The organism is Peribacillus sp. TE19612 (genome assembly GCF_056279465.1).
This window is the reverse complement of record NZ_JBWCCL010000005.1, coordinates 298,160-322,951: the sequence shown is the minus strand read 5'-3', so window position 1 is coordinate 322,951 and position 24,792 is coordinate 298,160. Positions and strand designations below refer to the sequence as shown.

The window sequence follows — 24,792 nt, the reverse complement described above, 5'->3', positions numbered from 1 at the left end:
CATATTTATATGGGCAAAATGATTTGGACCTCGGTTCCTTGGTTCAGTTCACTGTTAAACCGGACCTTTCCCCGATGCGCCTCAATGATTCGGCAACTGACTGTCAATCCTAATCCGGTTCCTTTTTCTTTTGAAGAATAGAAAGGCTCTCCAAGATGTTTTATGCGGTTTTTTTCTATTCCGCTTCCATTATCTTTGATGGTGATGGAAAGGTTATTGTTCATTCGTTCAAAATCAATCCAAATGTGGTCGGCGGATGCCTCCATGGAATTCTTGAGCATGTTTATGAAAACTTGTTTTAATTGGTTTCCCTCACATAATAGAAGCGGTATTTCATTTTTGACAGATATTGATATTTGGGTGGGGTACGAGTCCGCCTCTGGTTTCAACAAGGTCTTGACATCATTCATCAGGTCGATGATTTGATGTTTGCTGAATGGAAGTTCCTGTGGTTTTGCCAGAACGAGTAACTCGCTTACAATAAGATTGATCCGGTCCAATTCACTTAACATGATCGTGTAGTATTGTTCAAAGGGATGGTCGCTCTTTTTAAGCAGTTGGACGAAACCTTTTAAAGAAGTCAGCGGATTTCGTACCTCGTGGGCTACACTTGCGGCAAGTTCGCCCACTATCGATAATTTTTCGGTTCTTCTTAAGCGTGCTTCGGTTTCTCGAATTTGAGTGACTTCTTTAGCATAAGTAATGATTCCGACTAAATCCTCGCCAACCATCATCGGGACAAACGTACAAGAAAGTAAGATGGACTTCCCGTACTTCGTCAGGAATTCTATATCTTTCCCTTTTTTAATCCCCTTTTGGTTTTCCATGACATATTGGCATGATGTACGGATCAATTCCGCGTCTTCTGCTGAAAAATTCAAATTAATGAATGAGGCGCCATGTATTTCTTCCTGTTGAAAGCCTGTTACCGTTTCAAACCTTGGATTCACGGTCGTGATCATTCCATTTAAATCAAGCATCAGCATCGGATAAGGGTTGTGCTCAAACAATGATTTATAGCGTTGTTCGCTATCAAATAATTGATTCTCCGCGACAACTCTTTCAGATATATCCCTGCCAATTACGACTAAGCCTTTACGTGAACCATCTTCATTGAACAGGGGAACTTTAATCGTATCAAAGGTCTTGTGATTGCCATCGGGAAGAGGGATGATTTCCTCGCACCTAGTAATTTCCCCCTTTACCCACGTTTCTTCATCGGAAACTTCACAGTAGATCAACGATTCTTTATAAAATTCGGAGTATTCTGCGAGCTCACTGTCTCTTTTTCCCTTATAATCTACATGCTCCAATTGAAATAATTGCAGCCCGAAGGTATTGGATTCAAGCCATCGGCCATCCCCATCCTTGAAGTTAACGAAATCCACCATTGAATTGATGAGTGTGCGCCGACGTTGTTCCGCTTCTTTTAATCTTTTGAATTCTTCTCTTTTAGCTAAATAAAGATATAGAATTAAGCCTATTGATAAAAGGAAAACAATGCCTTCCGCCCTTTGGAGTTGAATGAAGACCTCTTTATTATGGATATTTGTAGTTAAAAAATAGTCGAATACGACTAATGTAAGAATCCCGGATAGGATATATATTGCTAAGATGGAGCGTTTGGACATGGAGATTCTCCCTGATTTTAAGACATTTCAAAGGTAAAATTACATACACATTTTAACAAACTATCGGAAAAAAATATATGCAGAATCTCTAAATAAAAAAACAGGGGCCAATGTGGTCACCTGTTTTTTCTGAAGAAGGTTAGTTTCTTCTTCTTTTTTGCACGCTTATAGATCATGAAGAATAGTAAGAAGAGGAGTGCAAGAGCAGCTAGCGTATATTGGTTCATTTCAACAGATAGCAGCCCATAGGGAATCAGTGATAGGAAGAAAAAGTATATAAGGTTGCCAAGTGCCGTCGCCAATAAAAAGTCTTTGAAAGTGACGGTGCTGACTCCGGCTGCCAAGTTAATTAAGCTTGTTGGGATAAGCGGGAAAATCCTGCCTGTAAACACGTACATGAAGCCATGCTCCACTACAGATTCTTGCCACTTTTCACCAATCTTCTTTAAAAGAAGCTCCTGAAACCAGTTTCTGGCTGCATAAAAAATGAATCCTGAGGCAACAACACTTGTAAACCAACTCCATAGATAGCCATATATGAATCCGAATATCGTGACATTGATGGTCAGGAGCAAAATTAAGGGGATGATTGTAAAAGAATTTTGTACAAACATCAATACGAATGTCACAATAAATGTAAGCAAAAGATTTTCCTTCAATATGCCAGTCACAGAATCCAAATCACTTTTCCAAACCAAAGTGAACAGTTCTGCATTAGAGTATATAAAAATTGCGATTACAAGTAGACCGATTATGGTCAGGACTTTTTTCAAAGGGCCACCACCATTCTTACTAATAGTTTATCATTTTCGAGTTCAATGGTGAAAAAAAAGAGCTGCCGCATCATGCAGACAGCTCTTTTCCATTATAGTGGCTTAACGGCCCGAAAATTCCTTTTAAAGCCACTTTTCAAACTGAATTCTTTTGTTCATTCCATAAATGATTGGCGCTCCAATCAAAAGGACAACGAACTCACCGACAGCTGTAGTCATCCAGCTTAGCCAGAATGGCAAGCCAAAGGCAAGGTTCAGTTCAATTGCAATTAAAAACATTGTGAACGTGAAAAAGATAATCGTAGCAATCATACGTCCTTTAATGCCTTTTATGAAACGAGAAACATAAATGACAAGCAATAAGGCGAGCAGGGATTGGCCCACCCCAAAAATCAAATCATATGGCACCATCGGCGAAAAGAGCAGATTCGATATGAAGACTCCTCCAACGATACCGTAGATATATTTTTTATTGAATACAATCAGATGATTCAACATTTCCGGTACACGGAATTGGAACATCTCAAAAGCTATTGGTTTAAACACCAATGAGACCGCCACATACAAGGCAGCCAATAACCCGTTTATCACGAGTGTACGAACATTCATTTTACTCTCTCCCTAGTTTTTTATCGTGGGATGGTTACGAACCACGTGCAGGCGTTTACCCGATGATTAATAGTATCCCATGTAAGCTTGTTTCGTCAATTTGTAAAGAATGGTTTTAATTTATAGGTTTCCAATCAGATGAAGCAGCACAATTGGATTTTGAATTATTGCAATGAAGGATGATATTATTTCAATATGTACATAAAAAGGAGTGAATATTAATATGTCGATCGAAAGTGTCAAAAGCCATTTTAAACAATGGAATCGGGAAGGAGACATAAAGGAGTTCGAAACATCTAGTGCAACGGTGATTGAGGCAGCGGAAACCATCGGTGTTATCCCAGCGCGGATTGCCAAGACCCTTTCCTTTAAAGGGGAAGGTGAACACGCGATTTTGGTCGTTGCCGCAGGGGACGCGAAAGTGGATAATAAGAAATTTCGTCAGACGTTCGGTTTCAAGGCACGAATGCTTTCACCTGATGAAGTGCTTGCACAGACCGGCCATGCAATCGGAGGCGTTTGCCCGTTTGGCTTGGCAAACGATTTAGCTGTTTTTCTTGATGTATCGATGAAGCGCTTTGAGTCATTGTTTCCGGCTTGCGGCAGTTCAAACTCTGCAATAGAACTTACACTCGCTGAATTATTTGAATATTCAGGTGCCAAGGATTGGGTGGATGTTTGTAAGGGGTGGGAAGAAAAGGGGAATGTGGAAACGGCGGCAGGAAATGCAGTTGATGGCATTTGATGAATGGGATGGAGTCCACTAAAGTGAATTTTATTTGCGGAGGGCCGCATGCATTTCTATTATTAAAGCGGAAAATGGGCAGAAAGTGTTCCTGATCGGAGGTTGAAAGATGTTAAATGGAAGCGAAAGAAAAAGCAATAGCAGCTATCTGAGTCTTAAAACTCTTTATGAAGAAAATATAACGGTTAAGAGCATTGCCCAGGAGCTTGAGTTTTGCCATAAAAACGATCTGGCGCTGGATATCCAGAAAGCAATGAAAAAAAAGAATTTTGATATATTGGCAGTCCAAGATCAAGGGGAAATCATCGGATATATCGAAAGGCAAGAACTAGGTGAGGGAAGTATTTCTGAATATATGAGAAACTTCTCACCAAAGGAAATGGTTTCGAATTCAACCCCTTTGATCCAGCTTCTCCATATTTTTAAGAATAAGACAAGGGTGTTCGTATTAGAGAATAATTCAATTAAAATGTTGATCACCCATGCTGACCTTCAAAAGCCTCCGATCAGGATGCTGATATTCGGATATATTACCTTATTGGAAATGAGGATGAGCGATATCATCCTGGATAGATTCGGTGATGGCAGCTGGTATCCAATGATCAGCGAAGATCGTTTAGAAAAGGCAACCGAATTATATAAAAGGAGAATTGATAAAAATGAAGATATCAATATAATAGAGTGCCTGCAAATCAGTGATAAATTCGATATTATACATAAAGATAAAGAATTGAGGCACTTCTTCCAAATCCCTTCGAAAAGTAAAGGGAAGAAGGATGCGAATGCCATCCGAAAGTTACGGGATAAGATTTCCCATGCTAATGAACTGGGTCTGGACATGTCATGGATGGAAATCATCGAGGTTGTCGAGTCCTGCGGCCGACTGCTCGAAATCTCTGAATCCTATCCTTATGAAAAATAAGATCCGGCTAATCATGCTGGTTCTTTTTTTTTTGCGCATCCAGATAGAAAAAAACTGCCCGTATCAGGCAGTCTCCCCGAAAAACTCAAAACTCCGGCAGTTGATCCAGGTTATTTTCTTTTATCCCATCGGGCTCACTCCGTAATATGTCACGTCCATATTTATGAAAGACGTCAACGTTGGCCAGGTTGCCAGCTTTGGCTTCCGCAAGGGCTGTGGGGTAGTCGAGTTCGCGGCCGGAGTCCGTCTTGATGGCGATAATATTGTCCTCTTCATTTTTCCTTACGGCGATGATTTCTTCTTTTCCTGCTGCTGAATCACTTTGGTTTGCTTGCGGTGTTCCCTGCTGTTTATATGACTCATAGGCTTCTTCAAATTTGTCCATGTATAAGGCACCTCCTATTTATAGGGTGAACCATTTTTCCTGCAATATACAAACCGGTTTTCGTCCAACTTGAGCCGTTAATTCGTCCAAATGGGCCGATCTTTCGGCACTTCTTTTTGTGAATGCTGTCGTCTTGGCCTTTTTGCAGTGGCATGGCACTTGCAACTATTTTAAGTAGTGCAGTAGTGCAAGTTTAAGTAGTAGGTGTAAGCAGTAGCAAGAAATAATATCCACTAGATTAAGGGAGGAATAGTAATCATGAATGTAAAACAAGGGACTGGCACTGTAAATGCAAAACAACAGGTCAAGACAATGAAAGCGGCGGTCGTCAATGAATTTAACCAAAAACTTGAGATTAAGGAAGTACCGATCCCAGAATTGGAATATGGTGAGATATTAGTGAAAATTAAAGCCTGTGGCGTGTGTCATACCGATCTACATGCTGCACATGGTGATTGGCCGGTAAAACCCAAGCTTCCGCTTATCCCGGGACATGAGGGTGTGGGCATTATAGAAAAGGTGGCGGAAGGCGTAACTTCCTTGAAAGTGGGTGACCGTGTTGGGATCCCTTGGCTTTATTCGGCCTGCGGCGATTGTGAATATTGTCTGACCGGCAGGGAAACGCTTTGCTTGGATCAATTGAATGCAGGATATTCCGTGGACGGCGGGTATGCGGAATATTGTAAAGCACCAGCCAAATATGTGGTGAAGGTTCCTGAAGGGCTTGACTTTGCGGAGGTATCACCGATTTTCTGTGCAGGTGTAACGACTTATAAGGCGCTTAAGGTATCAGAAGCAAAACCTGGCGATTGGGTAGCGATTTATGGAATTGGCGGATTGGGACATGTTGCCCTGCAATACGCAAAAGCGATGGGCTTTAATGTCATTGCTGTCGATATTCAAGATGATAAGCTTGATCTGGCAACGGAACTGGGGGCGGATTACACGGTTAATGGGCTTAAGACCGATCCTGTACAGGCCATTAAGGATAAGGTTGGCGGCGTGCAGGCATCCATTTCTGTGGCGGTTACGAAAAAAGCATTCGAACAGGCTTACAGTTCAGTCAAGAGGGGCGGCACACTTGTTGTAGTCGGATTGCCGAATGATGAACTTCCAATCCCGATTTTTGATACAGTGTTAAATGGGGTGACTGTAAAAGGGTCCATCGTCGGGACGAGAAAAGATTTACAGGAAGCTGTTCAATTTGCGGCTGAGGGTAAAGTCAGAACGAATATTGAAACAAGAAAGCTTGATGAAATCAATGACGTGTTTTCAATGATGGAAAACGGAGAAATCAACGGCCGCATCGTATTGACGCTAGAATAGGAACAGAGGAGGAAGCCCTGGAACGGGGCATCCTCCTTTTTATTATGTCTGGCTCTTCTCATTTAATATATAACGCAATTTCCTTATGGATATTTGCAAGCGTTTGGCAGCTTCATTCCGGTTGCCGTAGGTTTTTTGCAGTGCCTGCATGACGAGCTCCTTTCCAATTGTTGATTGAAGCTGTTTGATTTCCGTAAGGATTTCTTCAAGCATCAGTTCATCCTTCTCATTAAAATCAGCCAACAGCCTTTTTCGCCACTCTTCAAGAAGGTTTTCTGTTGACTGTATCTCTGGTGACACATTTTTGTCAGGTGTGATCTGGCTGTTGGATAGTGAGATATCATTGGCGGTTATTACTGACTTATTGTCTGCAAGAGTTAGCGTGCGCATGACCACATTAGATAGTTCGCGTATGTTGCCTGGCCAGTTGTATTGTTGTAATTTTTCAATGGCTTCATTGGAAAATGAGATATCTCCATGACCATTTCTCTCAACCAAGTGACGGACAAGCAACGGAATATCCTCTTTTCGGCTCCTTAATGGCGGGATATCCAGAGTCACGACGTTCAGTCGGTAAAATAGGTCTTCCCGGAATTTATTCTTGTCCACTGCCTGCTGCAGGTTTTCATTGGAGGCCGCCACTAACCGGGCGTTCGTCCGTAATGTCACGCTGCTCCCAACCCGCATGAATTCCCGCGTTTCCAAAACCCGAAGCAATTTGACTTGAATGGCCGGACTTGCATCCGCAATTTCATCAAGGAAAAGCGTCCCGTTCCCAGCAATTTCGAAAAAACCCTTTCGCAGCTGGGTCGCTCCGGTGAAAGCGCCCTTTTCATGACCGAATAATTCGCTTTCAAGCAGGGATTCAGAGATCGCTCCGCAATTGATGCCGATAAAAGGTTCATGGTTTCGGGGGCTGGCTATGTGGATGAAGCGTGAAAGCACTTCTTTCCCGCTTCCGGTTTCTCCTTCGATTAATACATTGACGGATTTTTGGGCAACCTTGAAGGCCGTTTCAATCAAATTCTTCATTAAAGGACTTTCACCGACAATGAGTCCTGAATCCTCGGCAAGCTTATGGATGAAATGCTGGTTCAATGCTTCATTTTCATTCAATAGGTTGTCAATCTGCCGTTCCAGTACTTCAATATCCACGAAGGGTTTTTCCATGTAATCACTCGCGCCGAGTTTCATGGCATCAACAGCGGTCTTGACGGTGCTGTATCCGGTCATGATCAGTACCTTGCAACGCGGCTGCAGTTGTTTTAGATGCTGCAGGAGGGAAAGTCCATCGCAATCCGGAAGCTTCAAATCTATCATTGCGACATCAAAACGCTGCTGATTCCAGTCGATCTCATGAAACTCCTTCCCGCTATTCACCACTTGTACGAGGTAACCTTTCATCGTAAAAAGGCGGGATAGAAATGTCCCAACCTCTTTCTCATCGTCTACCACAAGTAAATGAATCACCTTATCATCCCCTTTCCTCTCCTTGTAAGGGAAGCCTCAGAAAAAAAGTGCTTCCATGTCCTGGTGTGCTCAAAACGTCGATCTTTCCGCCATGGTCTTTAGCAATGCCAAGGCTTACAGACAGCCCCAAACCTGTACCTTTTTCACGGTCTTTAGTCGTATGAAAGGGATGGAATATGAAGGGCAGTCGTTCTTTTTCAATCCCTGTTCCGTTATCAGTCACCTGAACCACCATGAACTTGTTTTCTGAATAGGTAGCGATCGTGATCGATTTTTCCGTTTGCGCGGACTCATCCAATGCATCCTTGGCATTCAATAGCAAGTTGATGATGATCTGTTCGATCTGCGGCTGGCTGCCCTTTATGAAAGGAAGGTCTTCCTGAAGGCTAAGATGGAGGGAGATTTGCTTCTTCCCAAGTTGGTACTTCAAAAGGTTCAGAACCTGGTGAATGGCCTCGTTAATAGAGTAATAGTGGAACCTATACTCATCCTGCCTAGAAAAGGTAAGCAGACTTTTCACGATTTGCCTGCATCGGTCCCCGCAAATCTTAATGTCGTCCAATAGCATATAATCCGGATTGTCCTGTGGGGTTTTCCGTAATAAAAGTTGCGAGTTACCAAGAATGGCCGTTAATGGGCTGTTCAACTCATGGGCAATCCCAGCTGCCATTTCACCAATCGCCCCAAGTTTACCGGCATGTAATAGCTGGACTTCCATCTGTCTTCTTTCGGTGACATTTTTATAATAAGCAATGACCCCATATACTTGATGCTCCTTATTCTGAATCGGGTAAGCATGCATTTCCAAGATGGTATCATGCTGAAGGAGTATTTCCTGAAACCCTGGCTTATTAAATGAAAAGGTATCTTGAATCAGATTTTGCGATTTTTCAATTAAAGGAACCAAGTTGGAAAAGCCCCTGGCTGAATCATTGGATTGATAGACCGTTCCTTTGTGATCGAAGACGATGATCATATCTTCAACTGCCTTGAATGTATCCTCCCACTCCTGTTTGGAATGAAGAACTTCCTTATAAAGCTGGGCATTCTCCAAAGTTAAAGCAAGCTGATTGGATAGTTGCTCAAGAAATTCGAGTTCAGCTTCATGCCATGTTTTCTTTTTCTTCCTGCCGAAAGTCCAAATTCCGATTTTTTTACTTTTTCCGTATAAAGGGACTAATAGAAGTGATTCGATCTCAAGGGATAATAGACGATCCTTTTCTGGGAAGTCCGGTAACTGGTTAACTTCCACCTGAATCGGCTGCTTTTCTTTCAAGGCCGATGAGAATTCCTGAAAAGGGTGTAACAGGTTTTTGGGATCCATTTCAAGATCGCAGTGACCATTAGGGCAGATGTGAAGCAGGGCAGGTTCTTCCTCATACAATATGACAAAATGACTGTCATCGAAGGTAATGAGCTGCTTAAGTTTTTCAATAACATTTCGGAGAATCTCTTGGATGTCAATTTCCATATTCATATTTTTTGTGATGTCATTCATGATTTCAAGCTGCATATTCTTCTTCTTCAGCTGATCCACGGTTTTCTTAAGTGCCGTGTAATATGTTTTCTTTGAAGATTTAACGCCTGTCATTAAATCTATCAATTCATGTTTGTTCATGCTTTTCACCTCTTATAGGGCTGTAAGAAGCAGCTGATTTATCTGTTCTAAGGACATATCACGAGGGTTTGTGATCATGCAGGCATCCTCAAGAGCGGTCATCCCTATGGGATCTATCATTTCTTTCGTAATGCCGACATCACTTAAACTCTTGGGAGCCCCTATGTCCTGTGATAATTCCCTTACGAAGTGAATGGCGGCCATTCCTGCTTGCTGCTCCGTCAATGCCCGTGTATCGATGCCCATGATGTCTGCAATCTCGCTGAATCGCCTTGGTGAGGCAATTCGATTGAAATCCATGACATGGGGAAGGAGTATCGCATTGATTTCACCATGCGGAAGGAGGTACTTGCCGCCTATGGCATGTGAAATGGCATGGGCAGCTCCCAAAATGGCATTGGAAAAAGCCAGTCCAGCCTGCAGGCTGGCCATCGCCATCGCCTTTTTTGCTTCCTCATTATGCCTGGATGCAACAGAGGGGCGTAAGTGGCGGGAAACGATGGAAAGCGCGTTTTTAGCTTGTACATCGGTCAAAGGTGTCGCAGCGATTGAAACATAGGATTCAATGGCGTGGGTTAACACATCCATTCCGGTAGCTGCGGTCAAATCCGGTCCCAAGGTGGTTAAGGTGGCAGGATCGACTATTGCAATATCGGGGACGAGTGATTTTGAAATGATCGTCATTTTTTTCTCGCGGAATGAATCGACGATCACCGAAAACTGGGATACTTCCGAACCCGATCCTGCAGTGGTCATGATCATCACCATGGGAGGGAGGGGAGAGTGGACTTTATCAACACCTTCATAATCACTGATGATGCCGCCATTCGTTACTAAAAGGGCTACCCCTTTGGCAACATCCAAAGCACTGCCTCCGCCCAAACCGATGATGGCATCACATTCTTGTTCTTTAAATGCAAAACAGCCGGCTTCGATCTCCCTGTCCTTCGGATTGGTCGTCATTTCAATGAAGGTAGCAAAAGCAAGACCTGCATCTTGGCAGGATTCAATGACTTTATCCAACCAGCCAGCATTGGCCACCCCGGAGTCGCTTACGATCAGCGCCTTTTTGGCACCCAGCCGCAAGCAGGCCTCGCCAGCTTGTTCAATCGAACCTTTACCGAAAATCACTTCCGGCATCACGAATTTAGTTATCGACATCTTTGCGCCTTCTCCCTGTAAAAATTCAATATCTTCTGTATTATTTTCCCGAAAAAGTGCGAAAATCCTGTTTGGATTACAGGTATTTTTATATAATATGACAAAATATCGAATGGATAAGGACTTTTGATACAGGTCAAATCACCTTATAATTTCTTGTATTTGTAAATTCGGTACTTTAGACATGCATGAATAGGGATAAACCTACCTAGTTAGTAATTTCTATTTATTGTAAAATCATGGTAGAAACTATTAAACTGGGAGGCAATCTATGAAAAAACAATTTCTGTCGTTAACATTAATTACAGCATTGACACTCGGGACAGCGGGGACAACCACCGCTTTAGCAGCGCCGCATTCATCGCCGGTGCTATCAGCGCCATCCACGGACAAGCAAGTCATTAAAAGAATCGATGCCGATAAAATCTACAAGAATATTGAATATCTCTCACAAACACCTCGGGTGGCCGGTACGGATTCTGAGTATAAAGCCGTCCAATTCATCAAAAAGCAATTCCAATCTTATGGCTATAAAGCCGATATCGAAGAGTTCAATTTTTTATCTTATACAGACCCAAACCTGGTCGAGCTATCCGTTTCCGGATTTGATGGGGAAATCCAAGCAAACCATTTAACCTATTCAGTTAATGGGGACCTATCCGGTGACGTTGTATATGCCGGTTTAGGAACAAAAGAAGAGCTTGAGGAAACCGATGTTGCAGGGAAGATTGCCCTTATACAAAGAGGGAACCTCACTTTTGCAGAGAAAGTATTGAATGCAGCGGAAAAAGGGGCAACGGGAGTCATCCTATTCAATAATGCAGATGGGGAATTAAACGGGACACTCGGAGAGGATAATGACAAGTTTATTCCATCCGTCACGATCACCAAAAAGGATGGAGAAGCCCTTTTGGAAAAATTGAATGATGGAGTCAAATTGACAGCCTCATTAAAAATAGAAGGTGCCCATTCCGGAGAAAAAACCTCTTATAATGTAGTGGCAACGAAAAAAGCAACAAAGAACAATAAAGCAAAAAAGAGCGATATCATTTATATTACTGGACATCATGATTCCGTCGCGGGGGCACCCGGAGCGAATGATGATGCATCTGGAACATCCGTCACCCTTGAACTTGCCCGTGTTCTGAAGAATCTTCCTACAGATACGGAAATTCGCTTCGTCACCTTTGGGGCAGAGGAAAATGGATTGCTGGGTTCACAGCATTATGTGGACAATCTTCCTGATGATGATATCAAGCGGACCATTGCCAATTTCAATCTGGATATGGTGGGAAGCAGGGATGCCGGAGATTTGGTCATTTTGACTAATGATGGAGAAATGAACCTTGTAACCGAGCTGGCCCAGGCATCAAGTACAAGACTGAATGGTGAGCCGACTCCATATGGACAAGGCGGGAGAAGTGACCATGTATCCTTTGCTGAGGCTGGGATACCCGCTGCTTTATTCATCCACAGTCCATCAGAGCCTTGGTATCATACTCCTGATGATACCATTGATAAAATCTCAAAAGAAAAGCTTCAGGATGTTGCTGAAATTGTCGGCACAGCTGTCTATGACCAAGCAAAAATCGAAGCTAAAAAACCTGATTTCAATCATAAAAAAGGGAAAAAGGTGAAAGTTCCGCATTTATTTGGCGAAAAGGAATTCAAATAATGCAGTAAATAGAGGGTGCAGCCTGCACCCTTTCTTTGTGTTTAAAAATAGAAATGCAGGGGTGAAAAGTCTAATCGGGAATTGGAGCGTGCGGGCTGAATTTCCTAATTCCGTAGCATAAATAGCTTATTTATCCCTATTTAACTCTAAGACTATAATCCTTATAATAAAAATTATGAAAAATATGACAGTCTACATAATGAGAATAGTATGTTTGAGGTGATTTTTTAGGTGTATGCAAATTCATTGAGTGAAATTCACTCTGCTCTCTCTAGTAAAACTTCCGATGTCAATGAAAAAATCAATCGTTTGGAGCAGGCAAAAAGACAAATCAAAGAAGAACAGAATGCTTGTCTTGGGGAAATAGCTAAAATTAAAAATCCGGACTTGGCAAAAAGCTGGACGGGAAACCGTGCAGAAGACTTTCAAGATGCCCGCAGTGATGCATACAAGGCAATGTCAACGATCATTCATGATGATTATGATGACTATCAAGAGAAAATCGACGGTAAAATCATGATGCTTAATATAGAGAAAAAGGCTCTGAGTGCAGCAGGTACGATAGCACATGAAGCGGATGTTCTTTTAGGCAAAGGAGAAGCCGTCATAGATCAATTGGAAAGCAAAATATCATATTTAAAAGGGTGGTTGTTTTAATGACGACAATCAAACTGAATCATCCTGCCGTAACGAAGCAAGTCGATCAAGTGAAGACGGCACTTGGTACAGTCACGCTTGGAAATTTGCCGGCAGGCGAGCTTGGCAACAATAAATTGGAATTCACCTCGAAATGGATCGATCGGGAAACGAACCTGGAGAAGGTCTTTGAGCAATATATCAAAATCGTCCAGAAAAATGTGGAAGATACCCGTGCCAACATTGACTTATTAAAAGAACAGGATGAAGCCATCGCCCATACGTCTTCACATGGGTATCAACGATGAAGATATATGAAGCCGAGACATTGACGGCCGCTACCAAGTCGCGCGCCAAGCAATATGAAGAACTAAAGAAGGAAGTCACAGCCCTGAAAAAGGAATTTCAGGGCATCGTCGGCCTGGATAACGAGTTCCAGGGAGCCGGTGCTACCGCCATCAAAAGCTTCTATGAAGCACAAATCGAGGTGGCGGACGCCTGGATGGAACTATTCACGACCCAGATCAGTTTTTTGGAAGGCATACCGGCCAGTCTGGAAGAAGCGGACCTCTCCGGAAATACGGTGGTCGAGGTCCCCTTTTTAGATGGCGAAGTCTCAAACGGCATCAACCAAGCGAAGTCGCTTGTCGATCAACAAGCGAACGATCTTCAAAGGATCCTGAACAGCATTGACGATATCCTGCCTCTTGATATGTTCGACCAAAAGGACTTTAATGAAAAAATCACGCTGGCCGGGCACAGGCTGGATGACACCGTGACAAAGGTCGAGAATGTCGACCGGCAATTGGTCGAGGAATATGATGTGTCCATCGGGCAGGAAAACGTGGCCGTTGGCCTCTTCCGTGCCTTGCTTGATGCCACCAAACAGGACGGCAACATTTCGCCGATGACATTCAACCAATCGGCATTCAAGAGCAGTGACGTCTATCAAGTGAAGGATGAAGTCGCCGGTCAGATGAAAGACTATCAAACCTTCAAAAAGCAGCAAGCAGAAGCCCGGAAAATCGAACGGGAAATGGAAGAACTCGAAAACCGCCCATGGTACGAAAAGGCCTGGGATACGACAAAAACCTTTACAGGGGAATTCACGGGATATTATGATTCTATCAGGGCCTCAACCGGAGTCGATCCAGTAACGGGCCGCAAGCTGTCCGATGCCGAACGAATCGCCGCCGGCGCCATGGCCGCCGCTGGATTCATCCCCGTCGTCGGCTGGGCCGGTCGGGCCATCAAAGGCGGAAGCGCCCTATACAAAACGGCCAAAGGGCTCAACGCAGCGAACCACGCGCTCGATGCCTATAAAACGACAAAAGGCTTTAGCCTCCTCCAGAAAACCGAATACGGAATATACGGGCTCCTCGCAGCCAACGGCCTCGGCGAAGCAGCCACCGGCAAAGACATGTTCGGCAACCAGCTAACCGAGGAACAGCGCCAGAATGGGCTGTTGATGGCACTCGGAATCGGCGGTGTGGCAGGTGCGGCTAAAGTCGCAGATAAAGTAGCAAGTGGTACAAAGTTCGTCCCTTACAGCAAGGAATTTGCGCAAAAGCAGGTTCAGAAGGTTCAAGCCATCATCAGCGGTATGGGCAAAGCCACATATGAAAATGTGATAAAGGTGGGTAAAGCCACCGGGCAGGTTGCTAAAACAACCGGCCGCTTCATTGCCAATGAAACAAAAAACTTTAAGGAAATTGCCGTATCTCATGGGAAAGCGGCTGGCCGGGCTATTGGTGAAATCAAAATGCCTGTTCTCAGACAATCCCTTCAACCTGCTGGGCATAATATGGTTGGACTTGAAACCGATTCAGTAAAAGTGAAGGAGCTCGTGCAGAAATTTAGTGTTAGAGGTGGGGCCAGTGAAGCAACGCCTACAATTAGTAATATAGCCGAAGCTCATGAATGGGGTAATAAAAACTATACTAATTGGTTGAAATCCTTAACTGAAAGTGAAAGAAAGGCTATTATTAAATATACTGGAATTGACTATCAATATATTAATAATTATTTAAGAGGAATCGATGATTCTTTACATGGCATAGATATGCAGGTTATTGATGATATTAAAAGTGGACTTAGTAAAGCAACCGTTCCACATAATATGCAGGTATATAGAGGAACTGACTTTAGACCGTTTGAAGGTATTTTTAGCATAAATAAATATGGGAATATAGATGTTGAATCTTTAATAGGGAAGACTATTAAAGATGAAGGATTTATTAGTACTGCGATTGTAAAAGAATCTTCTTTTGATTACAAAGAAGTTTTATGGACAATAAATATACCCCAAGGAGCAAAGGCTGCCTATGTCGGCGATATTAGTAACGTCCCTGATGAGGCCGAATTACTTCTCAATGCAGGTCAAGAATTGTTCATAAAAGAAGCGAATGAAGATGCAAATGGTAAATTGCATCTTATACTAGACTTAAGACTTAATTAAAAAGTAGGTGTAATGAATGACAAGCAGAAGAATGGTAGACAGATGGGAAGACGATAGTAAAAGCTTTTTGAGATATAATCTAAAAAAAAGAATGTTACCAAGTCTGTATGGCGGTATTGTTGGAGACTTGCTGGGTGTCCCAGTTGAATTTAAAAAAAGAGGGACTTTCACTATTAATGATATAACGGGATATGGAACCTATAATCAGCCGCCAGGCACTTGGTCGGATGATACTTCATTAACTTTATGTTTAATTGAAAACTTAATTGAAAAAGGCGATTCAGCGGAGCTCATGCAAAAATTCGTTCAGTATATGGAATCTGGCTATTGGACACCACATCATGAAATGTTCGATATTGGCAGAACGACCAGTGAAGCCATAATCAAGTTTAGAAATGGAACCCCGGCACCAGAATGTGGCGGAAATGCCATGTTTGATAATGGGAATGGGGCGTTGATGAGAATCGCTCCCGTGGCATTTATCCTTTTTAATAACTTTAATTTCATTGAAAAAATCCAAACCATTAAAAAATATACGGAAGTTACACATTCTCATCCGCGTTCTGTGGTAGGTTCCATTATTTATGTCGAGTTTTTACTTAGACTTTATTATAATAATTCTCCTGAAGTTTCAAAAAGGGAAATAAAAGAACTTTTTGATGAGAATTTTGATAAAGATCATATATACCAAAAAGAGCTGCAATCCTATTCAAGGATTTTTGAGGAAGATTTCTTTTCATTACCACATGAAGAAATTCAGTCAGATGGTTATGTCGTTCATACGTTGGAAGCAGCCATTTGGTGCTTAGGAAATTCAAATTCGTTTAGCGATGCAGTTTTAAAAGCAGTGAATCTAGGGGATGATACGGATACAGTAGGTGCCATTACAGGGACAATGGCAGGTATGTACTATAAAATGGACGACATCCCAAAAGAATGGCTTGAGAAAATCACAAGAAAAGAAGATATTGATCAATTAATTGAGCAATTCCATAGATTTTGTGCAGATAAAGCAATTAAAGAAGAGTATGGGGATTGAAGTAAAACCCCTCATATAAACATAAGAAACGCCCTATAAAAGTCCTTTATAGGGTTTTTTTATGTCCTGAGCACAGTTTATGCTATGTTAAACGGGAAGCGAAGCAGTTTATTATTGGTGAAGGAATATTAAATAATGGAGTGGGAAAATGATAAGAAAAGGTGAGTATACGATCTATAATGGGAAAGAGTATAGATTCATAGAATCTAAAAGCAAAGGATTTATAGAACTAATAAGCAATAACAAGGAAGACATGAACTATGGATTTATCGATTATAAAGATAATATTTATACAAAAGTTATTTCCTTAAATGAAGTAGAAAAGCTATTTTTAATTCATTCTTTTGCAAAATATAAAGGAGAGTTGTTTGGAGCTTCTAATGCCGAGAATGGAAAAATTCTTCTATCAACTCCTTATTTAAAACTCGCCGAAAAGTATGGATTTGAACGTACAGATAAATATCTTTATTCTAAAAATGTTAATTTAGATGAAGTTGAAATAATAGAAGAACGAAAACCATTTTCGTTAGATTAGATTATATATATAAATCAATAAAACATATATAGAGAAAAAAGAGGCTCCTAGTGTTACTAAAGCTGAGCATATTGAAGCGATAGGAGTTGCTGATTTATTTTGAAATGGGGATTCGCTAATGAATAACTTGAAAAATGGAATAATGATAATAGATGGAATTGAAGTAAAACAAGATACAAATTTAGATTTTTTTGAGAAGTCATTTTCAAAAAATCCTAATTTTGAGGTTAGGAAAAGGCAGTCTGATGAAGCAACAGTTGGATCTTTAAGGCCTATACAATTGGGAAGCAAAAGATTTTCTGTTAGAATTTCTTTCGAAAATAATATAATACAAGGAATACGCTTAAAAGTTAGTGATCCATCCATTAACCAATGGGACTATGAAGAAAAACTTTCGCAGCATGGCGAATGGCTTACAGAGCAAATTGGGTATCCAGAAGGTATATTGTCTGAAAATCTATTTGAATGGGGTAAGATTACGCAATGGTATGATCCAAGGTCATGTGATGCAGGAATCAGCATACTATATTTTCAAAGATAAAAAGAAAAAGGTGTATATCTGAATCGTGTAAGAAGATAACTAGGATTATATATTTCTTGAGGTTAAGTATATAAAAGAAAATGTACATAATTAGACGGGAAGGGAATTAATTTGAAAAAGTTGGAATTGGAGAAATTATTAATTAAAGATAATGTTCCAAAAAATCTATATAGCCTTAATGGTGGACTACCTAATGAGGTACTTTGCTTAAATAAAAGAGATAATATTTTGGAAGTCTATTATAGTGAACTGGGTTGAAATCAAATTTAAAGAAATTTGATACAGAAGATGATGCATGTGAATATTTTTATAAAACAGTTTTTGGACTTCTGAATTAATATTCATTCTTCAATACAAGTGACATTATAAAATATTAAATGAGAACAAGTTAGACGAGGTGAAGCTAAAGATGAAATATGCCATATATAATCATAAGGATTACCGCTTGAATATCCGTAACGACAGGTTAAGACTAAGAACCCATGAACCTGAACAAGGATTTCGTGAACTTGTTGATCAAACAGGGAATATGACAAATCTGTTTATCAAGGATGTGACTAAAGAGGAAGTTGATTTAGTTTATGAACTAAAGTTTTTGGTAGCTTACAAAGGTAAAGAGTTTGAGCCATATTCATTGGGCAGGCATATCTTGGATGAAAATGAGATTTCGTTATTTAGTATGGATAGTAATGATGTAGACTGCTATGGATTCGAAAAGCAAGAGCAATATGTTTTTAAAAAGGACGTGCCTCTTGACGACATAGAAGCGATTATTGAGATGAAAAAACCAATATTAATTTTTGAAGATTTACCTGAAAGTAGGAAGGTTATACCAAGGGGAGAAACTAGAGACTTTATAATGAAGCTGGATAGTTTATACAATGGAAATTCCTAAAGAACTAATATAAATAAGGGGCTAGCGGGCTTATCAAGCTGGAATCTATTCAGGTGGAGAGAATCAAATTTTTGTGTCGGAACCTTGGGAAGTGAGTATTTAAAAGTGGTGGATGAAGTTCCAATAAAATGACTGTATTATGGGGGATAAACTTGGAGCAAACATTATTAGTTATTAAAGATGCTTATGTTCGTTTGGTGAAAATATTAAAAGAAAAAAAAGATTTAGAACATATAATACGACAAGCTAAAGCCTCAATTGAGTTGATTGAAATATGCTTATTGGATTGTGAATCAGCAGAGCAATATCGTAAAACTATGATGGAATTGAGTAGCATCTATCGTGAGATAGATAAACCTAGAGTGGGTTTATCTGATTATTTTTTTTGGGATGATGACTATGACAAGAGAATCGTTGTTAATAATGAATTAGATGGAATAAAAGATATTTTATTAAAAGAATTTAAAAGGGACATTTAGTTTTATCATGAGTATTTCCCGCTAATAAAAGACTTTAACATAAGTTGAAATGATTGTTTCCAGATGAATGAATGCAATTTAATTTTGATGATAAATACTTATCTGGAGGAACCTATGATAAGAAAAGGAAAGTATGCAATACATAATGGTAGCGAGTATAGTTTTAGTCTACTGGAAGATAAGTCTATAAGGTTAATAAGTAATAAATATGCTGATCTATCTCAAGGTTTCAAACATTTAGATGAAAATATCTATATAAAAAATGTTTCTGTAGAAGAGGTAGATTTATTTAAGATAAATTCAAAGGCAATATATAAGGGAGAGGTGTTTTAAGCATCTGAAGAAAGAAGAACTGGCAAAGTATTGTTGGATACAATAAACACTGAACTTGCTAAAAGGATGGGTTTTGAACGGACAGATAAATATATGTACTCTAAATCTGTAATATGGGATGAAGTGGAGATAATCGAGGAGAGGGAACCCTATTCATTAGTTTAATTTCCTGATTTAAAGCCCTACATAAAGTAAAAGCGGTTATTTCTTCAAAAAGTGGGTATTAAGAATTAAGCGGTCTTTCATTTAATATCTAGCACTAAGTTTTCTTTATGTTGAATAAGGAAAATTTTGTGGGAGGTGATTAAATGAGGAAAGCCTATGGTATAAAAAGTTTGATGATTTACCTTGAGTCGGTAAATTATCCAATTACCGAAGAGGAAATCAATGATCTAATTTTGAATAAAAAGATCCCCCATCTCAGACCCATGAATAATTTGCTGATTTTTAATTTAGATCATATTGATGGCTGGCTTAGTGATCAGCAATCCAACCCTTAGTTAATTGAAGCCTTGCTTTAAGCGGAGCTTTGATTTATATGTGTACCTGTAATTTAAGTCTATTGATAAAAAGGAAAAGCTAGCCGAGGTGTTTCATGAAAACCTTGGCTGGCTTTTTTGTTTATCTCTTCATTTTCAGAAAAACGAATCAGCACCAGTTGATTTGGTAGCGACAGTATTCTGCCGTTATGCCTGGATTATAATAGCCTAAGCAGAGCCTGTGCACCTGTTAGGATAAGCCCTATTATAAAACCGCAGACCGCCCCGTTCACCCGAATCCATTGTAAATCTTTTCCTACACCATTTTCCATCATGTCAATCAGCGTTTCGTTGTCTAGCTTATCTAAGTTTTCTTGTACAAGATTGCCGATTTGGGTATGATTTTTTTCAATGAGAACAGTAATTTGTTTCTGTATCCAATTATCGATGTGCGTGCTATTTTCTTTTATGTTGTCCAGTACGTGATGAATCATTGGGGTCAGATAAGTATCCATGAAATGTTCTTCTTCCACGAAATCCAATGCTTCTTGTTGAATTTGTTGGAGACTTCCCTTTATTGTCGCCTCAGGCTCCCATTTTGTCAGAAGTTGTTTTTTCCATTTTTCAACTCCTTCTAACAGTTCCCGGTTATGGTTAATGCCTTGTATCTCTTTCCTGATATATAAGATTAAAGCCTCTCTATTTGGTTCTTTCTCGTTTTGTAAATTATTTACGACACTTAATAGCAGGTTTTGGATGATATTCCCAAATTTCTCTTCGTTAAGTAGACTTTGAATGGATTTAACGGCGAACTGAAGCATACCTTCCAGTTCAATCTTGCTGAGTACATCCATGGAAACAGTGCCAAGTCGGTGACTGGTTTCTTTTTTTCCTAACCAATCTTCAGCTTTTTTCAAAACATGATCCAAAGCCTTCTTATCAAACTCTTCGTTAAGTAACTCTGAACTTACTAAATGTAGAATCTTGCTCATGTCTATGCTAGAAAGTGATGCTTTAATTTTTTTTGCAACGAAAGGTGTAATCTTTTCTATATCTATATAACCAATCATTTGCTTGATTAGTTTAATCAGGACTTTTCTAAAAGTATCACTTTGAATCTCTTTTCCTAAAATAGGGATCAATTTTTCAGTAAAAGGAATATGTTTTACTTTGTCCTGAATGCTTTCCTTAGAAAGCCAGTCGTTTTTTAACATCGAAACAAGTGCATTTGTCATTCTTTTACGATTGTTGGGCAAAAGCGCTGTATGGGGGATTGGTAATCCAAGCGGATGGCGGAATAATGCAGTGACTGCAAACCAATCTGCCAATCCGCCGACTAAACCAGCCTCAAACCCTCCATGTAATAAATCTAAAGGCAATGTACCTTGAAATGGAGTGGTTGCAATATAACCCGCCCCCATGATAATTAGTGAATATCTAGCTATTTTTCTTGAAGATTTTATTTTTGGTGACATTATATTCCCTCATCCTTAAAATGATAGTCAATTACTATAACCCGAATCATTAGCAAATTTTATAACTTACTTTCATCTAGTAGTATAGCAGGTAGTACAAAAAAATAACCACAACAAGGCAGTAAGTTCATTATTTTTGAGCTTTGAATATTGTCATTTTCCCTTGAATGTTCAATATTCAGATGGTTAATTCACAAAAAAAAACCGATTTATTCAATCGGCTTTTTTTTATTGGTTCATCTCCAACATATTATGATGCGTCTGTTTTTATCGAATTTTTTTTATCGGTGCCTACATTTTTTTATCTTTCATGAGACTGAAGATATAGGCCAGAACGGAACCTGATATGTTATGCCAAACACTGAAAATGGCACTTGGAACAGCGGCCAAAGGCGAGAAGTGGGCTGTTGCTATGGCTACACCTAAACCAGAGTTCTGCATACCGACCTCCATTGCAACAGCTTTCTGTTTAGCTAAATCCATCCCGCATAAACGAGCAAAGAAGAAGCCGAGTAAAAAACCAAGAACATTATGAAGAACGACTACTGCAAAAATCAGCAAACCTGTTTTAGCCAGCTGATCTTGGCTGCCAGCTACTACGGCAGATACGATCAGAACGATGGAAATGACAGATACTAGAGGTAAAGCCTTTGCACCGGCCTCTGCCTGTTTGCCGAAAAACTTTTTAACAAGAAATCCTAGTATCAGTGGGATAATCACCACTTGAATGATCGAAATGAATAATGACCCAATACTGATGTTGACCCATTTACTTGCCAAGAGCAGAATAAGAAGGGGCGTTACGATAGGCGCTAGAATAGTGGAAACAGAAGCAATGGCAACTGCAAGCGCAACATTTCCTCTCGCAAGAAACACCATGACATTTGAAGCCGTTCCACTAGGGCAACATCCTACCAAAATAACACCAACAGCGACTTCTTTGGGCAAATCGAACCCTATTGCTAATCCGAATGCCAATAAGGGCATAATGATAAAATGACCTGCTACCCCTAGTGCGACCTCTTTTGGCCGTCGGAATACTTCTTTAAAATCCGCTGCTGATAATGTAAGTCCCATGCCAAACATGACAATTCCTAGTAATGGAACAATATAGTCTCCAATCCATATAAACTGATTAGGTAAGATATACGCAATAACTGCAAATAAAATGACCCATAAGGTAAACGTTTTACCAGCAAATCCGCTGATTTTCTCTACTACTCCCATAGTGAACTCCTAGATGTTTTAAAATAAAACAATTATAGAGCTGAACTAGTGTGAATATGACGATTCACTATAGGAAAAAAGCGGACAGGGTTTTTAGATTCTGTCCGCTTTTGACTTTATTTTTTAAAAAAAATAAGAGGGTGCTGTATATTAGTGGCAAACTAGTTTATAAGGAACCGGAAATTGAATTAGTATTTGTTGTTTTACACGTTTAATTATTGCTATTGTATGTTTAGCCAGGGCTATAAAAGAAGTGGAGATGTGGTTTCTTTGATACATATATTAATTGCGGATGATGATCGGCATATTCGGGAGTTGCTTAAATTTCACTTGGAAAAGGAAGGATACATGGTATCGGAAGCGAAGGACGGTAATGAAGCTTCCTTGTTACTGGAGAAGGAACGGATCCATCTGGCTGTTGTCGATATAATGATGCCGTATAAAAACGGACTGGATCTTTGTAAGGAAATCCGGGATCAATATGATCTGCCCGTCATTTTATTGACAGCTAAAGATCAACTTATAGATAAGGAAAAGGGGTACTTTGCGGGTACGGATGATTACCTCGTGAAGCCGTTTGAGCCAAGGGAGCTTCTATTTCGGATAAAAGCGCTATTGCGAAGATACCGTATGGTGAATTCTGAATCCATCTCATTGAATCAAACGGTGATTGACCGTAAAAGTTACGAAGTGCGAATAAAGGGGAATACGCTGCTCCTGCCCCTTAAGGAATTTGAGTTGCTGGCCCAGCTGGGGAGTTTTCCTGATCAGGTCTTTACGCGTGAGCAGCTTATTGAACTGGTTTGGGGTGCTGATTTTGCAGGGGATGATCGAACGGTTGATGTCCATATCAAACGGTTGAGGGAACGTTTTGCCGGCCGGACAGATGACTTTGTCATAACGACTGTCCGTGGCTTAGGTTATAAACTGGAGGTCAACAAGAAGTGAAAACACTTTATTTCAGGATAGTTATTCAAACCATTTTGATCATGGTGCTTGCCAGTGTCATCGCTTTTTTAATTTCCAATGTCTATTATCATAAGGTTCAAAAACACAACAATGGTGAGAAGATAAGCAAAGTCGCAAATGAGATCGTCTCTTTATATGAGGAGAATCCTGATCAGGATATTGATGCGTATTTAAATCATATTGCAGGATTGCACTATCAAATGTATCTATTTAATGAGCAGGGTGAAGGAACTTTATATGGTGAGCCGTTTCGGGAAACGAATTTGGACCGCGACACGATTTCCGAAGTTTTGAATGGGAATACCTATCAAGGTATCGCCAATTATAATAATGGGTTATTTATTACGGGGTTTTTTGAAGATGTATTAATTAATAGCATTGGGGTCCCGATGACCGTGAATGGCGAAAAGCATGCATTGTTTGTAAGGCCCAATATAGAGCTGCAGTTTGGCGAATTTCGCTTTTTCCTTGCAGTTTTGCTCGTACTGACGCTCCTTCTCAGTTTTTTATTTGTGATCATTAATACGCGTTTCATCGTTAAGCCGATTACGAAATTAACGGAGGCTACAAAAAGAATCGCCGATGGGGATTATAGTAGTGAATTGAATGTCTCCCGAAGCGATGAAATAGGGGACTTGGCACAGCATTTCTCGAAAATGACTCAAAGCATACAGCGGTTGGATGATATGAGGCAGGAGTTCGTATCGAATGTATCTCATGAAATTCAATCTCCGCTTGCATCCATCCAAGGTTTTTCCCAAACCCTTCAATCGGAGGAATTAACAAAGGAACAAAGAAATCAGTACTTATCCATCATTGAAAAAGAAAGCAGGCGCATGTCGTCGTTAAGCAAACAGCTGCTCATGCTTGCTTCGTTGGATAAAGTGGATGATCCGCTGCAGCGGTCAAAGTTTGATTTAGCGCAGCAAATCCGGCAGGTGTTGTTCATGCTGGAATGGAATTGGCGGGAAAAGGATATAGTGATCGAAATGGATTTGCCGTCCACCGTCATTTCTGCAGATGAGAAACTTTTAAATCAAGTTTGGACGAATTTGATAACCAATAGCATTAAATACTCGGAAAGCGGCAGTTCAATCAATATTCGGATTAAAAGTATAGGCAGTACTGTTGAAGTGATGATCGCGGATACGGGCATCGGAATTCCAGAAGAAGACCTTCCTTATATCCTTGATCGCTTTTATAAAGTCGACAAAGTGAGGAACAGGAGTGAAACCGGAAGCGGATTAGGACTCTCGATTACGAAGAAGACTGTTGAACTTCATGGGGGAACGATCGAAGTTCAAAGCGAACTTGGTAAAGGGACCACCTTTTATATACGGCTGCCCCTTATGTAATCAGTTGTTCATCTTCCATTCATATTGATTGTTTACAATCGGGTCATACCGATCAA

25 protein-coding genes and 1 riboswitch are annotated in these 24,792 nt (G+C 40.4%); of the genes, 16 read left to right on the top strand and 9 right to left on the bottom strand.

What is annotated here, in order from left to right:
* Window positions 1-5: 5 nt before the first annotated feature.
* The 3 genes from ACZ9AO_RS11685 to ACZ9AO_RS11675 form a co-directional block, all read right to left on the bottom strand.
* Entirely contained in the window at window positions 6-1,631 is a 1,626-nt protein-coding gene (locus tag ACZ9AO_RS11685; RefSeq protein ID WP_476109116.1) for a PAS domain S-box protein, read from the bottom strand.
* A 116-nt stretch (window positions 1,632-1,747) separates the two neighbouring features.
* Window positions 1,748-2,404: a TVP38/TMEM64 family protein gene (locus tag ACZ9AO_RS11680; RefSeq protein ID WP_476109115.1), complete on the bottom strand. Its 657-nt coding sequence runs from the start codon at window positions 2,402-2,404 to the stop codon at window positions 1,748-1,750.
* A 123-nt stretch (window positions 2,405-2,527) separates the two neighbouring features.
* The gene (locus ACZ9AO_RS11675; RefSeq protein WP_048686195.1) at window positions 2,528-3,013 is read right to left on the bottom strand and encodes a QueT transporter family protein; all 486 of its coding nucleotides are present in this window, start codon (window positions 3,011-3,013) and stop codon (window positions 2,528-2,530) included.
* A 6-nt stretch (window positions 3,014-3,019) separates the two neighbouring features.
* A riboswitch (PreQ1 riboswitch) is annotated at window positions 3,020-3,064 on the bottom strand.
* Between the two features lie 172 nt (window positions 3,065-3,236).
* Between ACZ9AO_RS11675 and ACZ9AO_RS11670 the strand changes: the two genes are divergently transcribed.
* Window positions 3,237-3,758 (top strand): YbaK/EbsC family protein, encoded by a 522-nt coding sequence (locus tag ACZ9AO_RS11670; RefSeq protein ID WP_476109114.1) that lies wholly within the window; start codon window positions 3,237-3,239, stop codon window positions 3,756-3,758.
* 109 nt (window positions 3,759-3,867) lie between these two features.
* Window positions 3,868-4,680, top strand: a complete 813-nt coding sequence (locus ACZ9AO_RS11665; RefSeq protein WP_476109113.1) for a CBS domain-containing protein — start codon at window positions 3,868-3,870, stop codon at window positions 4,678-4,680.
* A gap of 85 nt (window positions 4,681-4,765) precedes the next feature.
* Here the strand turns inward: ACZ9AO_RS11665 and ACZ9AO_RS11660 are convergent, their stop codons facing one another.
* Window positions 4,766-5,065: a DUF3892 domain-containing protein gene (locus ACZ9AO_RS11660; protein ID WP_053533610.1), complete on the bottom strand. Its 300-nt coding sequence runs from the start codon at window positions 5,063-5,065 to the stop codon at window positions 4,766-4,768.
* 312 nt (window positions 5,066-5,377) lie between these two features.
* On the opposite strand from ACZ9AO_RS11660, the gene adhP reads away from it, so the two are divergent.
* Window positions 5,378-6,391 (top strand): alcohol dehydrogenase AdhP, encoded by a 1,014-nt coding sequence (gene adhP, locus ACZ9AO_RS11655; RefSeq protein ID WP_034306567.1) that lies wholly within the window; start codon window positions 5,378-5,380, stop codon window positions 6,389-6,391.
* 42 nt (window positions 6,392-6,433) lie between these two features.
* Here the strand turns inward: adhP and ACZ9AO_RS11650 are convergent, their stop codons facing one another.
* From ACZ9AO_RS11650 to ACZ9AO_RS11640, 3 genes are read right to left on the bottom strand one after another with little or no spacing between them, the layout of a single operon-like run.
* Window positions 6,434-7,861 carry a sigma-54-dependent transcriptional regulator gene (locus ACZ9AO_RS11650; protein ID WP_251542415.1) on the bottom strand — a complete coding sequence of 476 codons (1,428 nt, stop codon included), beginning with the start codon at window positions 7,859-7,861 and terminating at the stop codon, window positions 6,434-6,436.
* Between the two features lie 4 nt (window positions 7,862-7,865).
* The gene (locus ACZ9AO_RS11645) at window positions 7,866-9,479 is read right to left on the bottom strand and encodes a GAF domain-containing sensor histidine kinase (RefSeq protein ID WP_476109112.1); all 1,614 of its coding nucleotides are present in this window, start codon (window positions 9,477-9,479) and stop codon (window positions 7,866-7,868) included.
* Between the two features lie 12 nt (window positions 9,480-9,491).
* Entirely contained in the window at window positions 9,492-10,640 is a 1,149-nt protein-coding gene (locus ACZ9AO_RS11640) for an iron-containing alcohol dehydrogenase (RefSeq protein WP_251542419.1), read from the bottom strand.
* Between the two features lie 271 nt (window positions 10,641-10,911).
* On the opposite strand from ACZ9AO_RS11640, the gene ACZ9AO_RS11635 reads away from it, so the two are divergent.
* From ACZ9AO_RS11635 to ACZ9AO_RS11585, 11 genes are all read left to right on the top strand, one after another.
* Window positions 10,912-12,315, top strand: coding sequence for a M28 family peptidase (locus tag ACZ9AO_RS11635; RefSeq protein WP_476109111.1), 1,404 nt, complete (start codon window positions 10,912-10,914; stop codon window positions 12,313-12,315).
* Window positions 12,316-12,546: 231 nt separating this feature from the next.
* On the top strand, window positions 12,547-12,972 hold the full coding sequence (locus ACZ9AO_RS11630) for a YwqH-like family protein (RefSeq protein WP_063577498.1): 426 nt from the start codon (window positions 12,547-12,549) through the stop codon (window positions 12,970-12,972).
* Window positions 12,972-13,259: a YwqI/YxiC family protein gene (locus tag ACZ9AO_RS11625; protein ID WP_034306007.1), complete on the top strand. Its 288-nt coding sequence runs from the start codon at window positions 12,972-12,974 to the stop codon at window positions 13,257-13,259. The genes ACZ9AO_RS11630 and ACZ9AO_RS11625 overlap by 1 nt, the downstream gene beginning before the upstream one ends.
* Window positions 13,256-15,409, top strand: coding sequence for an ADP-ribosyltransferase (locus tag ACZ9AO_RS11620; protein ID WP_476109110.1), 2,154 nt, complete (start codon window positions 13,256-13,258; stop codon window positions 15,407-15,409). Before ACZ9AO_RS11625 ends, ACZ9AO_RS11620 begins: the two co-directional genes overlap by 4 nt.
* Before the next feature lie 16 nt (window positions 15,410-15,425).
* Window positions 15,426-16,448 carry an ADP-ribosylglycohydrolase family protein gene (locus tag ACZ9AO_RS11615; protein WP_251542429.1) on the top strand — a complete coding sequence of 341 codons (1,023 nt, stop codon included), beginning with the start codon at window positions 15,426-15,428 and terminating at the stop codon, window positions 16,446-16,448.
* A gap of 148 nt (window positions 16,449-16,596) precedes the next feature.
* Entirely contained in the window at window positions 16,597-16,983 is a 387-nt protein-coding gene (locus tag ACZ9AO_RS11610; RefSeq protein ID WP_476109109.1) for a hypothetical protein, read from the top strand.
* Between the two features lie 118 nt (window positions 16,984-17,101).
* A complete protein-coding gene (locus ACZ9AO_RS11605; RefSeq protein WP_476109108.1) occupies window positions 17,102-17,524 on the top strand; it encodes a hypothetical protein in 423 nt (140 codons plus the stop codon).
* Window positions 17,525-17,933: 409 nt separating this feature from the next.
* Window positions 17,934-18,419, top strand: a complete 486-nt coding sequence (locus ACZ9AO_RS11600; RefSeq protein ID WP_251542437.1) for a hypothetical protein — start codon at window positions 17,934-17,936, stop codon at window positions 18,417-18,419.
* Window positions 18,420-18,571: 152 nt separating this feature from the next.
* Window positions 18,572-18,898 (top strand): hypothetical protein, encoded by a 327-nt coding sequence (locus ACZ9AO_RS11595; RefSeq protein WP_251542439.1) that lies wholly within the window; start codon window positions 18,572-18,574, stop codon window positions 18,896-18,898.
* A 114-nt stretch (window positions 18,899-19,012) separates the two neighbouring features.
* Complete coding sequence (locus ACZ9AO_RS11590) at window positions 19,013-19,231, top strand: hypothetical protein (RefSeq protein ID WP_476109107.1); 219 nt, start codon at window positions 19,013-19,015, stop codon at window positions 19,229-19,231.
* Window positions 19,232-19,539: 308 nt separating this feature from the next.
* Window positions 19,540-19,731 carry a hypothetical protein gene (locus ACZ9AO_RS11585; RefSeq protein ID WP_323599104.1) on the top strand — a complete coding sequence of 64 codons (192 nt, stop codon included), beginning with the start codon at window positions 19,540-19,542 and terminating at the stop codon, window positions 19,729-19,731.
* Between the two features lie 197 nt (window positions 19,732-19,928).
* Here the strand turns inward: ACZ9AO_RS11585 and ACZ9AO_RS11580 are convergent, their stop codons facing one another.
* Window positions 19,929-21,185: a DUF445 domain-containing protein gene (locus ACZ9AO_RS11580; RefSeq protein WP_476109106.1), complete on the bottom strand. Its 1,257-nt coding sequence runs from the start codon at window positions 21,183-21,185 to the stop codon at window positions 19,929-19,931.
* 291 nt (window positions 21,186-21,476) lie between these two features.
* Window positions 21,477-22,412: a bile acid:sodium symporter family protein gene (locus ACZ9AO_RS11575; RefSeq protein WP_476109105.1), complete on the bottom strand. Its 936-nt coding sequence runs from the start codon at window positions 22,410-22,412 to the stop codon at window positions 21,477-21,479.
* Between the two features lie 270 nt (window positions 22,413-22,682).
* Between ACZ9AO_RS11575 and ACZ9AO_RS11570 the strand changes: the two genes are divergently transcribed.
* The gene (locus ACZ9AO_RS11570; protein WP_053533625.1) at window positions 22,683-23,360 is read left to right on the top strand and encodes a response regulator transcription factor; all 678 of its coding nucleotides are present in this window, start codon (window positions 22,683-22,685) and stop codon (window positions 23,358-23,360) included.
* Window positions 23,357-24,736, top strand: a complete 1,380-nt coding sequence (locus ACZ9AO_RS11565) for a sensor histidine kinase (RefSeq protein ID WP_476109104.1) — start codon at window positions 23,357-23,359, stop codon at window positions 24,734-24,736. The genes ACZ9AO_RS11570 and ACZ9AO_RS11565 overlap by 4 nt, the downstream gene beginning before the upstream one ends.
* Window positions 24,737-24,792 lie beyond the last annotated feature (56 nt).

Coding starts and splice junctions, on each gene's coding strand:
- ACZ9AO_RS11665 (WP_476109113.1), top strand. CDS start 3,868: ATGTTAAATGGAAGCGAAAGAAAAAGCAATAGCAGCTATCTGAGTCTT.
- ACZ9AO_RS11640 (WP_251542419.1), bottom strand. CDS start 10,640: ATGTCGATAACTAAATTCGTGATGCCGGAAGTGATTTTCGGTAAAGGT.
- ACZ9AO_RS11610 (WP_476109109.1), top strand. CDS start 16,597: ATGATAAGAAAAGGTGAGTATACGATCTATAATGGGAAAGAGTATAGA.
- ACZ9AO_RS11575 (WP_476109105.1), bottom strand. CDS start 22,412: ATGGGAGTAGTAGAGAAAATCAGCGGATTTGCTGGTAAAACGTTTACC.
- ACZ9AO_RS11685 (WP_476109116.1), bottom strand. CDS start 1,631: ATGTCCAAACGCTCCATCTTAGCAATATATATCCTATCCGGGATTCTT.
- ACZ9AO_RS11675 (WP_048686195.1), bottom strand. CDS start 3,013: ATGAATGTTCGTACACTCGTGATAAACGGGTTATTGGCTGCCTTGTAT.
- ACZ9AO_RS11590 (WP_476109107.1), top strand. CDS start 19,013: ATGATAAGAAAAGGAAAGTATGCAATACATAATGGTAGCGAGTATAGT.
- ACZ9AO_RS11635 (WP_476109111.1), top strand. CDS start 10,912: ATGAAAAAACAATTTCTGTCGTTAACATTAATTACAGCATTGACACTC.
- ACZ9AO_RS11600 (WP_251542437.1), top strand. CDS start 17,934: ATGAAATATGCCATATATAATCATAAGGATTACCGCTTGAATATCCGT.
- ACZ9AO_RS11660 (WP_053533610.1), bottom strand. CDS start 5,065: ATGGACAAATTTGAAGAAGCCTATGAGTCATATAAACAGCAGGGAACA.
- ACZ9AO_RS11625 (WP_034306007.1), top strand. CDS start 12,972: ATGACGACAATCAAACTGAATCATCCTGCCGTAACGAAGCAAGTCGAT.
- ACZ9AO_RS11585 (WP_323599104.1), top strand. CDS start 19,540: ATGAGGAAAGCCTATGGTATAAAAAGTTTGATGATTTACCTTGAGTCG.
- ACZ9AO_RS11670 (WP_476109114.1), top strand. CDS start 3,237: ATGTCGATCGAAAGTGTCAAAAGCCATTTTAAACAATGGAATCGGGAA.
- ACZ9AO_RS11645 (WP_476109112.1), bottom strand. CDS start 9,479: ATGAACAAACATGAATTGATAGATTTAATGACAGGCGTTAAATCTTCA.
- ACZ9AO_RS11615 (WP_251542429.1), top strand. CDS start 15,426: ATGACAAGCAGAAGAATGGTAGACAGATGGGAAGACGATAGTAAAAGC.
- adhP (WP_034306567.1), top strand. CDS start 5,378: ATGAAAGCGGCGGTCGTCAATGAATTTAACCAAAAACTTGAGATTAAG.
- ACZ9AO_RS11620 (WP_476109110.1), top strand. CDS start 13,256: ATGAAGATATATGAAGCCGAGACATTGACGGCCGCTACCAAGTCGCGC.
- ACZ9AO_RS11580 (WP_476109106.1), bottom strand. CDS start 21,185: ATGTCACCAAAAATAAAATCTTCAAGAAAAATAGCTAGATATTCACTA.
- ACZ9AO_RS11605 (WP_476109108.1), top strand. CDS start 17,102: ATGAATAACTTGAAAAATGGAATAATGATAATAGATGGAATTGAAGTA.